Raw genomic sequence first — 13,363 nt, 5'->3', positions numbered from 1 at the left:
GGTTGCGGGCTTCCGTCGCAGCGCTCGGGCACGGCTGATCAGCCGCTTCGCCCTCTTCTGAGGTGATAGAGCAAATTGTGTTTTGACGGAATCGCGAGGCGCCCCCCTCTGTCCTGCCAACGCTTCCGTTTAAAACACAAGCCCAGCACACCGGACCAGCACCTCAAAAAAACGCTTGTATCCCCGTCTGCGCGCGCCCCAAGATCAGCGCATGGACGTCGTGCGTCCCCTCATAGGTGTTGACGGTTTCCAGATTTTGCGCGTGGCGCATGACGTGGTAGCCGATCTGGATGCCGTTGCCGCCGTGCATGTCGCGGGCCGCCCTGGCGATGTCGAGCGCCTTGCCGCAATTGTTGCGCTTGACGAGGGAGATCATTTCGGGAGCCATCTTGCCTTCATCCATCAGCCGCCCGACGCGCAAGCTTGCCTGCAGGCCGAGGGCGATTTCGGTCTGCATGTCCGCCAGCTTCTTCTGGAAAAGCTGGGTGGCGGCGAGCGGCCTGCCGAATTGCTTGCGGTCGAGGCCATATTGCAGCGCGCGGTGCCAGCAATCCTCCGCCGCTCCCATCACGCCCCATGAAATGCCGTAGCGAGCGCGGTTGAGGCAGCCGAACGGCCCACTCAGGCCCGAGGCATCGGGCAGCAAATTTTCCTCCGGCACGATGACGCCGTCCATCACGATCTCGCCTGTTATCGACGCGCGCAATGAGAGCTTGCCGCCGATCTTGGGCGCGGAAAGGCCCTTCATGCCCTTCTCCAGGACAAAGCCGCGGATGGCGCCGCCATGCGCCTCCGACTTCGCCCAGACGACGAAAACATCGGCAATGGGTGAATTGGAAATCCACATTTTCGAGCCAGAGAGCCGGTAGCCATCCGCCACCTTTTCGGCGCGGGTCTTCATGCCCGCGGGGTCGGAGCCGGCATCGGGCTCGGTGAGGCCGAAACAGCCAATCCATTCGCCGGACGCCAGCTTCGGCAGATATTTCCGGCGCTGCTCCTCGGAGCCATAGGCGTAAATCGGATACATGACGAGCGAGGACTGCACGCTCATCATCGAGCGATAGCCCGAATCGACGCGCTCGATCTCCCGCGCCACCAGCCCATAGGCGACATAGGACGCGCCTGCCGTGCCATATTCCTCCGGCAAGGTGACGCCCAGCAGCCCCGCCTCCCCCATGAGGCGGAAAAGCGCGGGGTCGGTCTTCTCCTCCAGATACGCCTCCTCGACGCGCGGCAGCAACTCGCTTTCGGCAAACGCGCGGGCGCTGTCGCGGATCATCCGCTCATCCTCGGTCAGCTGATCCTCGACGAGGAAAGGATCGCTCCAGACGAAGGCGGCTTTGGATGATGGCATGGCGGTTCACTCCCTTTATTTGGCCGCATAATCTTATCCGAAAAGTCTACAACTTTTTGCTGACGCTGACCTTTGGTTCGGGATCATGCTTTGGCTCCCATCATAAGCGCGAATTGCGGCGGGGCAATTCAGGGCGGCCATGATGATTTCACATCGGGGGATGAGAGCGGGGAATGGAGAACCGGCAATTTCCCATATACGTCACGTATGCGAATTGACATACGATGCGTATATATGTTTATTGCATACGCGGCGTATCTGAATCCACCCGCTGCCCTACCCCGAAGGAATGGAAATGACAAAACGAGACGCAGTTTTCCCCGCCAACCGGCACGCGCTTTACGAAGAACACGGCTACTCCGCCGCGATCCGCTCCGGCGACCTCCTGTTCGTATCGGGCCAGGTCGGCAGCCGCGCCGACGGCTCGCCCGAGCCCGATTTCAAGGCCCAAGTGGAACTCGCCTTCGCCAATCTGGAAGCAACGCTAAAGGCCGCGGGTTGCAGCTTCGACGATATTGTCGACGTGACCACGTTCCACACCGACCCAGAAAACCAGTTCGGCACGATCATGGAAGTGAAGAGCCGCATATTCGACACCAAGCCTTATCCGAACTGGACTGCGATTGGGGTGAATTGGCTGGCGGGGTTCGATTTTGAGATCAAGGTGATTGCAAGGGTGCCGGAAGCGGCGCGGCAATCGCAATGAACAATTGAGGGCAGGATGACTGCCCTCAAAAGCATTCAGTTCCGCCCCAGATAATCCATCTTGCCGATCGGTACGCCCTTATGGCGCAGGATTGCGTAGGCCGTGGTGACGTGGAAGAAGAAGTTGGGAGTGGCGAAGTTGAGGATATAATCGCGGGCGGTGAAGGTTCTCGTGGTCTCACCGGACCGCAGCACCACTTCGGCTTCCTCGCGACCATCCATCGCGTGAGGCGGAACAGCTTCGAGAAGCGCAACCGTCGCGTTGATGCGCGCCTGCAACTCGTCGAAGCTCGCCTCATTGTCTTCCATTGGAACATTCGGCACCTGACCAACGCGCACAGCGGCGAATTTGGCGGTGTCGCTGGCGCGCTGAATCTGGGCAGTCAACGGGGCCATATCAGGGAAGAGCCGTGCTTCCAGCAATTCGGCGTGGGGGATGCCCTTTTCGTCGGCAAACGCGCGGCCTTTTTCCAGAATTTCGCTGAGATTTGCAAACGCCCGCAGAAATACGGGCACGCTGATATCGTAAAGCGACAGAGGCATGGTTTTTCTTTCGATAAGAGGAATCAGAAATGCTGTCCTCGCCGACCATAGACCGGAGGGCTTGCGGATCAATCAGGCTGAGGGATCAAATGATTTGTGATCGCTCTGCGACGATGCCTGAAAAGCTTGCCTAATCCGGGCATGGATGCCATTGCCAGCCCAAACATTTTCGAAAGGAGTACCCCGATGACCGATGTCAAGGGATTGACCCAGCTGGGTGCGAAGGCGGAGATTGCGGCTTCGCCTGAGGAGGCGGTGCTGGAGACCGTGCCGTTTACGCGCGGGGACGGGCCGCCGGCGATCGTGCGGTTTACCTGCCCGGAATTCACCTCGCTCTGCCCCATGACCGGCCAGCCGGATTTTGCGCATATCGTCATCGACTATGCGCCGGACGCGCGGCTGGTGGAGTCGAAATCGCTGAAGCTGTTCCTGTTTTCGTTCCGCAATCATGGCGCGTTCCATGAGGATTGCACCATCATGATCGGGCGGCGGATCGTGGAGGCGACGAAACCGCTCTGGCTGCGGATTGGGGGGTACTGGTATCCGCGCGGGGGGATCCCTATCGATGTGTTCTGGCAGACGGGTACCCCGCCGGAGGGGGCGTGGGTGCCGGAGACGGGGGTGGCGGGGTATCGGGGACGCGGGTGAGCGGGACAGCGCCGCTCGCGCCCCCCTTCCCCCTTGCGGGGAAGGTGCCCGCAGGAACAACCGCTTCATAAACCTTCTCTTTCCGCATTCCCCCGAATCCGCCTATAACACTCCCATGACGATCCGGCAGCTATCCGAAACCATCATCAACCAGATCGCGGCGGGCGAGGTTATCGAGCGGCCGGCCAGCGTGGTGAAGGAGCTTGTCGAAAACGCCATCGATGCCGGGGCGACGCGCATCGAGGTGGTGACGGCGGGGGGCGGCAAGACCTTGATCCGCGTCACCGACAATGGCTGCGGCATTCCCGCGGATGAGCTCAAGCTCGCCGTCTCGCGTCATTGCACCTCCAAGCTGACAGACGATGTGCATGACATCCGCGCGCTCGGCTTTCGCGGCGAGGCGCTGCCTTCCATCGGCTCGGTGTCGCGGCTGTCGCTGAAATCCCGGACGCCCCAGGCTGAATCGGGCTATGAGATCACCGTCTCCGGCGGGCGGCTGGACGGCCCGCGCCCAGCGGCGCTCAACCAGGGCACCATCGTGGAGGTGCGCGACCTTTTCTTCGCCACCCCGGCGCGGCTCAAATTTATGAAGACCGACCGGGCGGAGGCGATGGCGGTCAGCGATGTGGTGAAGCGCGTCGCCATCGCTTTTCCGCATATCCGCTTTTCGCTCGCCGGAACCGACCGCACGCCGCTAGATCTGCCCGCCACGGGCGCGGGCGAAGAGGGCATGCTGGAGCGCATCGCGCAGGTGCTGGGCAAGGAGTTTTCCGATAACGCTTTTTCCATCGACGCGGAGCGCGAAGGCGTGCGGCTGGCGGGTTTCGCCGGCATTCCCTCCTTCAACCGCGCCAATGCGCTGCATCAATTCGCCTATGTCAACGGGCGGCCGGTGCGCGACAAGCAGATCTGGGGCGCGATCCGGGGCGCTTATGCCGATGTCATCGCGCGCGACCGCCATGCGGTGGCCGTGCTGTTCCTGACGCTCGACCCGGCGCTGGTCGATGTCAATGTCCACCCCGCCAAGGCCGATGTGCGCTTCCGCGATCCGGGGCTGGTGCGCGGGCTCATTGTCGGGGCGATCAAGCAGGCGCTGGCCGGGTCAGGCATCCGCGCGGCGACGAGCGGGGCGGAGGCGATCATGCAGGCGTTCCGGGCGGAGGGGTTTGCGGCTCGCCCTGCCCCATCGCCACAGGCCGCGCCTTACCGCGCTCCGGCTTATCAGTCCGGCAATTGGAGCCCGCCTCCCCGTCCGCGCGCGGAGTGGTCCGCAACCACGGCACCGTTCCGGCCGCTGGAGATGGATCTGGGGTTCGGCGAAGGCGCGCAGGCGGTGTTCGAGGGCGTGGCTGTGCCCAGCGCCGATGCGCGGGCGACCATCGAGGAGCTGCCTGCGGAACTGACCGCCGCGCCGCTCGGCGCAGCGCGGGCGCAGATCCACGCCAATTACATCGTGGCGCAGACGGATGACAGCCTTGTTATCGTCGACCAGCATGCGGCGCATGAGCGGCTGGTCTATGAGGCGTTGAAGACGGCGCTTCATTCGCGCCCCCTGCCCGCGCAGATGCTGCTCATCCCTGAAATCGTCGACCTGCCGGAAGAGGATGCGGAGCGGCTCGCCGCCCATGCGGAGGAGCTCAGGCGTTTCGGCCTCGGTGTCGAACGCTTCGGGCCGGGCGCGGTGGCGGTGCGTGAAACGCCGGCCATGCTGGGCGAGACGGATGTGCAGCAGCTTATCCGCGACCTCGCCGATGAGATCGCCGAGCATGACACGTCTGATGGCCTCAAAGCCATGCTCGACCATGTGGCGGCGACCATGGCCTGCCATGGCTCGGTGCGCTCGGGGCGGCGCTTAAAGCCGGAGGAGATGAACGCACTCCTGCGCCAGATGGAGGCGACGCCCGGCTCCGGCACGTGCAATCACGGCCGCCCGACCTATATTGAGCTGAAGCTTGCGGATATCGAGCGCCTGTTCGGGCGCAGATAAAGGACGACAGGAAGACCCATGAACCGATTTGAAGGCCCCCGTTCTTCGGAAGCGCGTCTGCGTTATCTCGATGGCGATTTTCAAGTGCTGACCCCCGGTGCCTATGTGACCTGCGCCGTCACCAGCGAACGCATCCCGCTGGACGAGCTCAAATATTGGAGCGTCGCGCGCCAGGAGCCTTATGCTGATGGCGTGGTGTCCTACCAGCGCGAGCTGGAGTGCCATCCGGAAATGCGGAAGCGGGGGTAATTCCGGCAAGGGAGATTGGCGCAACTTCCATATTGCATGAATAAACCTGACCAAGGCGGCGGGGCTGTGATCGTCCCTCCTCCACCTTCGGCAGACATTCGTCGAGTGCGGAAGAAGCTCCGTTTTGCCTATCGCGCAGCAGCGGGAGTGACCGGAGATTCCGCATGCGGCGTACCATCCGGCAGCCAGTCATAAGGAATGGGCTGGGCTCGATATACCAAATTGGCGCGGCCTTTATCGGTCTCTTTCGTTCCGAAATGCGGATTGATATATTCCCAAACGATCTTGCCATCCGGCGTTACCTGAAAAAGCCGGCCATCCATGCCTTCGTCGATTAAGGTATTGCCGTTTGGCAGTCTGCGTGCGCTGCTGATAAAGGCGCTGTAGAATGTCCATGGGGGATTTCCAGATTTTTCGGCAGTGTATTGCCACACAATCTGCTTCGTTACCGGATTGATTTCCAACACACGGGACCCCAAATGATGGCTAATCCGCATGCTGGGAATGCCTGAAGGTCCTTCGTTATCGAACACGAGAATATTCCCCGCGCCGGGAAGCCCTTCCGGTATCATATGGGCATCGTGTTGTCCGGCGGTCCGGTCAAAAGCTCTCGGTATCTTCGTGCTGAATATGGGCTCGGTCCTTAATTGTGCGGCGAAACCTCCCGCTCCGGCAGGGTGCCAGGGTATTTCGTAGTTTGGACCCAACCGCCAGACCAGATGGCCGGTTTTCTTGTCTATGATCGCAATGAAATTTGCCTCGCGTGAGTCGAACATAATGTTGTCCGGCGCGAAACGCTTATCGCCGGATTCAAACCATTTGTTCGGGCCCAGCGCACGCATGTCATTGATGGTGAGAAATCCAAAGCCATGAAAACCGTCGGCGAGCGCGCTTCGCAGCTCCTTCAACCCTTCCTTTGATATGCCGAATTCCTTCAGGTGTTCAGAGACGAGATAGCGCCATATGATCCGGCCATCGGGCGTCACTTCGTACATGACCTGATCGTCGATCGGTTTTTTGCTTAATGCGGGAACCACATGCCGAAAGGTGGATAATATCAGCGTATCGCCATTGGGAAGCCGTTCGATATCGTGGTTTTGGCGAACGGCCCCGCCCGGAGCCTGGCTACCCCATTGCCAAACGGTGTCGCCCTTCCAGTCGAGTTCACCGACCGTCTTGTTCTTGATGACGCTGTTTGTGCCGTCCGTGGAGGAAAGCTGAAGGAGGACATGGCCCTTTTGTCCGCCTGTCAGTTTCGGATCGAGGACGACAGAAGGGAAGCCATAACGCGGCCACGTCTTTACGGCATTTCCGTCCATATCGATAATATATGTTTTCCAGTCGGGTGCGCTGAAGCCCACGAAGCAATTATACGCCTTCGAGGGGTCATAGATGGTGACCCCTGTCGGATAAATCGACGGGATCGCCCAAGCCATCATCATGCTCTGCGCCAGAGCAAGACAGACGATTGCCGAAAGCGCGACGCAGCTCCCAAAACTACTCCGGATGGCGCGTGCGGCCCGGGAAAGAATATGCCAGTTGAATTCCGGTTTCATGGAGCACCCTTCGCGAGATGCCCCCGTCACGCGGTCCAGAGTGCGCAAAAATATAGGCAAATCAGTGGCAATCGATCACCCGCCCGAATCGGCGGCGGAAGGAGGCCATCTTGCGGGAGAACCTGATAGCCATGCTGAAAACGCTGCCGCGGGTAGAGCTCGACAAAGCCTGTGATTTTGAAACGATGAAGCCAATCGGCCGCTGATAATTATCCTACCCGCTCGCGATACCGCTCCATCGCCGTCTCGATAATCTCCCCCGCCGCGTCCAGCTGATCGAACGCCAGTTCCACGTCCAGCACCGTCAGCCTTGCGAGGAAATCAGCTGATGTGACGGGGGATGTGGCGAGGCGGGCGTGGTCCTTGGCGGTCGTGATGAGGCCGAGATCGGCCTCAGTGGCGGTTTGCAGGAGTTCGGTGATTTCGTCCGGCTCGTAGGGGTGGTGGTCAGGGAAATCGCGGGTCAGCGCCGTCACGCCGCCCATTTCGCGGACGCTGGCGTAGAACTTCTCGGGATTGCCGATCCCGGCGAAGGCGAGGAAGCGTTTGCCGGATATCGGGCGCGCGGAGCCGGGGGCGAGCCGGGCGGTGTAGACGGGTTTCGGGAATGCGGCGGTGAGGCGGATGGCGCTGTCGCCCACGCCTATTGCCAGGAGCGCGTCGGCCTTTGCCATCTGGTCGCCCAGCGGTGCGCGGAGCGGGCCTGCCGGCAGAACATATCCATTGCCGATGCCGCGCGTGGCGTCGATGACGATCAGCGCATAATCGGCATGGAGCCGCGCGCTCTGGAAGCCGTCATCCATGATGAGAAAATCGCAGCCCTCGCCGATGAGGGCGATCGCCGCCGCCGCGCGGTCGACCGAGACCATGACAGGCGCGTGCCGGGCGAGCAACAGCGGCTCGTCACCGACATGGGCGGCGCTGTCGCTGATGGGATCGACACGGTGGACGCCTGAATAATTGCCGCCGAAGCCGCGCGAGACGATGCCGGGGGTGAGGCCCATCGCTTTGGCTGTCCTTGCGAAGGCGATGGCCGCCGGGGTCTTGCCCGCGCCGCCCACGGTGAAATTGCCGATGCAGAGCACGGGGGCGGGAACCTGCGGCGGGGTGGCGCGCATGAGCCTGCGTCCGGCGACTGCGCCGTAGAGGGCGGCTAGGGGTGAGAGCGCGAAGGCTTGCCAGCCCGGTTTCTGCCACCAGAAGGAGGGGGCGGTGGTCATCGGAGGACCTTTTCGTCAAAGGCCGGTGGGGTAACACCCCCCTCTGCCCTGCCGGGCATCTCCCCCTCAAGGGGGGAGATCGGCTGGCACAACTCGCGCCGCTTGCTCACCAAGGTCTGCGATTGGCGGCAAACGTCTCTGAGAGCGTAATCTCCCCCCTTGAGGGGGAGATGCCCGGCAGGGTAGAGGGGGGTGAAAGCCGCTTCCATGGATGCGTAACCACCTACCCCTGCGTCCCATTCAGCTGCGCCTGTACGACGAGCGGCTGGATAAAGGGCTCCAGCGCCGAGAGCGTGCGCTCCAGCGCGCCGCGCATGTCGCCGACGGTGCGGGCGGAGGCGTCGATCATTTCGCGGCGCTGCGGCTCGTTGTTGAAGAGGAAATTGACCGCGCCGGCCAGCATGTCGCGATCACGCACGAGCTTCGCGCCGCCATTCTTGATGAGGCGCTGATAGGAATCGCGGAAATTCTGCACGTTCCGGCCAGCTAGGATGGCGGTGCCGAGCATGGCGGGCTCCAGCGGGTTCTGGCCCCCCTCGCCCGTCAAGGACTTGCCGACGAAGGCGATTTCGGTCAGCCGCAGATAAAGGCCCATCTCGCCAATGGTATCGCCGAGAAAGATGTTCGTCTCCGGCGTAATCGCATCGTTGCGGCTGCGGCGCGCCACATGGAGGCCGCGCGCGGTCATCATCGCCTCCAGCGCGTCGGCGCGGTCGGGATGGCGGGGCACGATGATGGTGATGAGGTCCTTGTGCCGGGTATTCAGCATCTCATGCACCTCGACGGCGATTTCCTCCTCGCCCTCATGGGTGGAGATGGCGGCCCAGGTCTTGCGCTTGCCGATCTGCGATTGCAGCGCCGCTACCATCTCCTCATCGGCAGGCGGGGCGACCGTATCGACCTTCAGATTGCCCGAAACGATCACGGGGCGCGCGCCCAGCGAACGGAAGCGCTCGCCATCGACTTCGGACTGCGCCACGACCAGCGCGAAATTTTCAAGCAGCGCCTCAGCAATCGAGGAGCGCTTCTTCCAGGCGGCGAAGGAGCGGTCGGAGAGCCGCCCGTTGACCAGCACCTGCGGCACGCGGCGCGCGCCCAATTGCAGGATGGTCATCGGCCATATCTCGGATTCGCAGATGACGGCGAGATCCGGGCACCAATGGGTGAGGAAGCGATTGACCGCCGGCTTCAGATCGAGCGGCACATATTGGTGGATCACCTTGGCGCCCAGCCGCTCATTGACCAGCCGGGCGGAGGTGACCGTGCCTGTCGTCAGCACCACATGGATGCCCATACCGGCGATGTGCTCGATGAGCGGTATCACCGCCGTCGTCTCGCCGACGCTCGCAGCATGGACCCATATCAGCGGCCCCGCGGGGCGCGGGACGCTGGCCTTGCCATAGCGCTCGCGGCGGCGGGCATGCTCGTCCTTGCCGCGCGAGACGCGGAAGGCGACATAGGCCCCGACGGCGGGATAGGCCAGCGATCCGGCCCAGCGGTAGGCGGAAAGGATCGTGCGGGCCCATCGTTCGCTCATCGCGCCTGCTCCAATCGCGCGTAGGCCTCAGCCGTGACCGCGTTCAGCTTGTCGGTCAATTCCTTGCGCTTTTCCTCGAGCATGGCGTCATCGGCATCCATGGGAACCACAACAGGCTCACATGAAACCACGACAGACCGGCCGAAGGGCAGCGGAATGACGGTTTTGTCCCAGCTTTTTTCCAGCACCTTGCGGCGCGAGAAGGCGTAGCCGATGGGCAGGATCGGGCGGCCCGAGAGCTTGCCCAAGAGGATGACGCCCTGCCCCGCCTCGCGCGCCTTGCCATGGGCGATATCGGCGATGATGGCGGTGGACTTGCCGTCCCGGAGCGCATTCTTCAACGCCAGCAGCGCCCGCGCGCCGCCCTTGTCCATACGGGTGCGCGTGCCCCGCCCGCCGGACCCGCGCACGGTCTCTAGGCCCAGCCGCTCGCCGACACGGGCGTTCAGCTCGGCATCGGCGCTGCGCGAGAACATCGCGACCAGCGGCATATGCTTAGGCCGCAGGAACGGCGCCATCAGATGCTGGCCATGCCAGCAGGTGACGATCAGCGGGTGATAATCGCGCTCCAGCTCATAAGGGTCCTTGGAGCCAGGCAGGCGCGGATTGGTGGCGTGAACGAACTTCAGATAGGCCGATATCAGCCACACCAGCGCCGACCTCACCCCCGCCGAGCGGGCGAGCGGGCCGCGAATGCTGCGCCATATCCTCTTGGCCGCGCCCGTGTTTCGCGGCCTCTGATCGATGTTTTCCACCATGCTTTCCAGGCGTCAGCCTGCGTTTCCGGCAACACTGGCCGGGTCGAGAAGGCGGTGCAGATGCACGATGAAATAGCGCATATGCGCATTGTCCACCGTCTGTTGCGCCTTCGCCTTCCACGCGGTCTTCGCCGATTCGTAATCCGGGTAGATGCCGACGATATCCAGCTCACTCAAATCGCGGAACTCCAGGCCGGTCAAGGTCGTCAGTTCTCCGCCGAAAACAAGATGAAGAAGCTGTTTTTTGCCTTCGCCGTCTGCGCTCATGATCACAATCCCTAACCAGATGAAATGTCCGGCAGCTTTAGCCGAACGCCGTGCGCGCCACAACACCCAACATCTCGTCAAGAAGATGGCCGCTTGCCGCCACAAGCGCGCCCTGCTTGCGCGTGGGGCCGCCATAAAGGAGCCGCTCGCCATTGACGGTGACGACAGCGCCGCCTGCTTCCGATAAAATGAGGTCCGCCGCCGCCAGATCCCAGTCATGCGAATTGGGCCGCACGAATGTGCCCGCGATCTCGCCGCGCGCGACCATGGCGAGGCGGTAGGCGAGCGAGGGGACATAAGGATAAGTCTCGACGCGGGCGCGAAAATCCTGCGGCAGGAGATCCAGCGCCGCGCGCGCCATGGAAATTTTGAGCGGGCTTTGCTCGGCGGTGCGGCCCACGCTTATGGCCTCGCCGTTCTGGTATGCGCCGCCGCCGAGCCGGGCCTCAAACGTCTCGCCGCGCACCGGGTTTTCGAGCACGCCTGCCACGGGGCGGCCATCCTCGGCGAGGCCGATGCTGACGCACCATTGGTCCTTGCCGCCGATGAAAGCGCGGGTGCCGTCGATAGGATCGACCACGAAGACGCGGCGGCGATGGGCCGCCGCGCGCTCATCCGCCGTCTCCTCGGAAATCCAGCCATAACCCGGCCGGGCCGACAGAAGCGCGTCCTTCAAGAAGGCGTCGACGGCCATGTCGGCCTCGCTCACCGGCGACTGGCCTTCCTTGAGCCAGACTTCCGGGTTTTGGCCGAAATAACGCATGGCGATGCGTCCCGCCTCCTCGGCGGCGGAGCGGATGAGGGCCAGTTCCTCTTCAAGCGATGCGAAAGTCTCAATTTCCTGCAAGGGTCATGCCTTCCACGACGAGGGTCGGCGCGGCGGTGCCGAAATTGCGGTCGATATCGTTTGCCGGCGTCATGTTGAGAAACATGTCCTTGAGGTTCGACGCGATGGTGACCTCGCTCACGGGATAGGCAAGCTCGCCATTCTCGATCCAGAAGCCGGAAGCGCCGCGGCTATATTGGCCGGTGATCATGTCGACGCCCTGGCCGAACACTTCGGTGACGTAAAAGCCGGTGCCGACATCGCGGATGAGGTCTTCCGGCGAGCGCTCGCCGGGCTCGATGGCAAAGTTGGTTGAAGCCGGCACGACCGTCGAGCCGGAGCGCACGCCACGCCCGTTGGTCTCGAGTCCCAGCTCCTTGGCTGTGGAGGAGGAAAGGAACCAGTGCTTCAGCACGCCGTCCTCGACCATGACAAGCCTTTGCCCTTCGATGCCCTCACCGTCGAACGGGCGGGATGCCGCACCACGGATGCGCAGCGGGTCGTCGGTGGCGGAAACTCCGGCCTTCAGCACCTGCTTGCCCATGGAACCCTTAAGGAAGCTGGTCTTGCGGGCGACCGAGGCGCCATTGATGGCCCCGGCGAGATGGCCCGCCATGCCGCGCGCCACGCGCGGGTCGAACACCACGGTGACGGGTCCGGTCTTGGCCTTGCGCGCGCCGAGGCGCCGCACCGCGCGCTCCCCGGCATTGCGGCCGATGGCGGCGGCATCGGCAAGCGCGGCGTAATGCTGGCGCGAGGTGAAATCATAGTCGCGCTCCATGGCCGTGCCTGATCCGGCGACGGCGCTGGCCGATATGCCGAAATGGGTGGCGGCGTAATGGCCGACGAAGCCTTCGGAGGTGACCAGAACCATGCCGCCAAGGCCCGCCCAGCTGGAGGCGCCGCTGGAATTGGTGACGCCGCTGACGGCGAGCGTCGCGTCCTCCGCCGCAAGGGCATTGGCGGTCAGTTCGGCGGCACCCACTTCAGTGGGGTCGTATAGATCGAGGTCGCGCGGGGCGCTGACGAGTTTCTCCTTGGGCGCGAGCCCCTCATAGGGGTCTTCGGGCGAGACCTTGGCCATGGCGACAGCGCGCTCCGCCAGCGCCGCCGGATCGGCGCCCATATCGGCGGACACGCTCGCAATCCGCCTCCCGACGAAGACGCGAAGCGCAAAGGCATCGCTTTCGGAGGCCTGCGTCTCCTCGACCTTGCCGAGCCGGACGGTGATGCTGGTAGAGCGCGAGCGCTGAACCACTGCATCGGCGCTATCTGCCCCAGCGCGGCGGGCGGCTTCCACGAGCGAAGCGGCCTTTTCAGCCAATTGGCTGGAATGTGTTTGAGCATCCATGTCAAAATGGCCCATACTTATATGGCAGCGCGCGTGACACCCCCCTCTGTCCTGCCGGGCATCTCCCCCTCAAGGGGGGAGATTGGATGGGAGTTCCGCTTTCGCTAACCGTCAGCGTCGCAGAATTGAGCGCCGTCATTAATGAAGGCCAATCTCCCCCCTTGAGGGGGAGATGCCCGGCAGGGCAGAGGGGGGTTATTGGCCGGATGTAGACCGTTTCCATTTTAATGTTCTCTCGGCCTTCTAAGGCAGGCCGAAAAACGGCCAAGAAATATTTCGCGCGGTTTAAATTCCGCCCACAATCTTCCTATATGGTGCAATATCGGGTGCTTCAAGGCGATTGCCAAGATTCCTTTTCAAAT

The 13,363-nt window shown here is 62.8% G+C and carries 13 protein-coding genes; 4 read left to right on the top strand and 9 right to left on the bottom strand.

Features of this window, described 5'->3' with window-relative positions:
• Positions 1-163 precede the first annotated feature (163 nt).
• Positions 164-1,354: an acyl-CoA dehydrogenase gene (locus tag ACOWVG_RS01020; RefSeq protein ID WP_420959569.1), complete on the bottom strand. Its 1,191-nt coding sequence runs from the start codon at positions 1,352-1,354 to the stop codon at positions 164-166.
• A 295-nt stretch (positions 1,355-1,649) separates the two neighbouring features.
• Between ACOWVG_RS01020 and ACOWVG_RS01015 the strand changes: the two genes are divergently transcribed.
• On the top strand, positions 1,650-2,060 hold the full coding sequence (locus tag ACOWVG_RS01015) for a RidA family protein (protein WP_420959567.1): 411 nt from the start codon (positions 1,650-1,652) through the stop codon (positions 2,058-2,060).
• 35 nt (positions 2,061-2,095) lie between these two features.
• Here ACOWVG_RS01015 and ACOWVG_RS01010 read toward each other — a convergent pair whose 3' ends face one another.
• The gene (locus ACOWVG_RS01010) at positions 2,096-2,602 is read right to left on the bottom strand and encodes a DUF1993 domain-containing protein (RefSeq protein WP_420959565.1); all 507 of its coding nucleotides are present in this window, start codon (positions 2,600-2,602) and stop codon (positions 2,096-2,098) included.
• A 186-nt stretch (positions 2,603-2,788) separates the two neighbouring features.
• On the opposite strand from ACOWVG_RS01010, the gene queF reads away from it, so the two are divergent.
• The 3 genes from queF (at position 2,789) to ACOWVG_RS00995 (ending at position 5,486) form a co-directional block, all read left to right on the top strand.
• On the top strand, positions 2,789-3,250 hold the full coding sequence (gene queF / locus ACOWVG_RS01005; RefSeq protein ID WP_420959564.1) for a preQ(1) synthase: 462 nt from the start codon (positions 2,789-2,791) through the stop codon (positions 3,248-3,250).
• Between the two features lie 115 nt (positions 3,251-3,365).
• Positions 3,366-5,237 (top strand): DNA mismatch repair endonuclease MutL, encoded by a 1,872-nt coding sequence (gene mutL, locus ACOWVG_RS01000; RefSeq protein ID WP_420959562.1) that lies wholly within the window; start codon positions 3,366-3,368, stop codon positions 5,235-5,237.
• An 18-nt stretch (positions 5,238-5,255) separates the two neighbouring features.
• A complete protein-coding gene (locus ACOWVG_RS00995) occupies positions 5,256-5,486 on the top strand; it encodes a DUF2093 domain-containing protein (RefSeq protein WP_420959560.1) in 231 nt (76 codons plus the stop codon).
• A 128-nt stretch (positions 5,487-5,614) separates the two neighbouring features.
• On the opposite strand, the gene ACOWVG_RS00990 is transcribed toward ACOWVG_RS00995, so the two are convergent.
• The 7 genes from ACOWVG_RS00990 to ACOWVG_RS00960 all read right to left on the bottom strand — a co-directional run bounded on the left by ACOWVG_RS00990 (position 5,615) and on the right by ACOWVG_RS00960 (position 13,001).
• Entirely contained in the window at positions 5,615-7,042 is a 1,428-nt protein-coding gene (locus tag ACOWVG_RS00990; RefSeq protein ID WP_420959558.1) for an aryl-sulfate sulfotransferase, read from the bottom strand.
• Between the two features lie 209 nt (positions 7,043-7,251).
• The gene (lpxK, locus tag ACOWVG_RS00985) at positions 7,252-8,262 is read right to left on the bottom strand and encodes a tetraacyldisaccharide 4'-kinase (protein WP_420959556.1); all 1,011 of its coding nucleotides are present in this window, start codon (positions 8,260-8,262) and stop codon (positions 7,252-7,254) included.
• A gap of 223 nt (positions 8,263-8,485) precedes the next feature.
• Positions 8,486-9,799, bottom strand: a complete 1,314-nt coding sequence (waaA, locus tag ACOWVG_RS00980) for a lipid IV(A) 3-deoxy-D-manno-octulosonic acid transferase (protein ID WP_420959554.1) — start codon at positions 9,797-9,799, stop codon at positions 8,486-8,488.
• Positions 9,796-10,557: a lysophospholipid acyltransferase family protein gene (locus tag ACOWVG_RS00975; protein WP_420959552.1), complete on the bottom strand. Its 762-nt coding sequence runs from the start codon at positions 10,555-10,557 to the stop codon at positions 9,796-9,798. Before ACOWVG_RS00975 ends, waaA begins: the two co-directional genes overlap by 4 nt.
• A 12-nt stretch (positions 10,558-10,569) precedes the next feature.
• Entirely contained in the window at positions 10,570-10,824 is a 255-nt protein-coding gene (locus ACOWVG_RS00970; RefSeq protein WP_420959551.1) for a DUF4170 domain-containing protein, read from the bottom strand.
• Positions 10,825-10,861: 37 nt separating this feature from the next.
• Entirely contained in the window at positions 10,862-11,587 is a 726-nt protein-coding gene (locus tag ACOWVG_RS00965; RefSeq protein ID WP_420960142.1) for a 3'(2'),5'-bisphosphate nucleotidase CysQ, read from the bottom strand.
• 70 nt (positions 11,588-11,657) lie between these two features.
• Positions 11,658-13,001 carry a TldD/PmbA family protein gene (locus ACOWVG_RS00960; protein ID WP_420959549.1) on the bottom strand — a complete coding sequence of 448 codons (1,344 nt, stop codon included), beginning with the start codon at positions 12,999-13,001 and terminating at the stop codon, positions 11,658-11,660.
• Positions 13,002-13,363 lie beyond the last annotated feature (362 nt).

This window comes from Brucella sp. IR073 (genome assembly GCF_049065735.1).
Taxonomy (GTDB): Bacteria; Pseudomonadota; Alphaproteobacteria; order Rhizobiales; family Rhizobiaceae; genus Paramesorhizobium.
The sequence above is the reverse complement of the archived record's forward strand: the minus strand, read 5'-3'. Positions and strand labels throughout refer to the sequence as shown.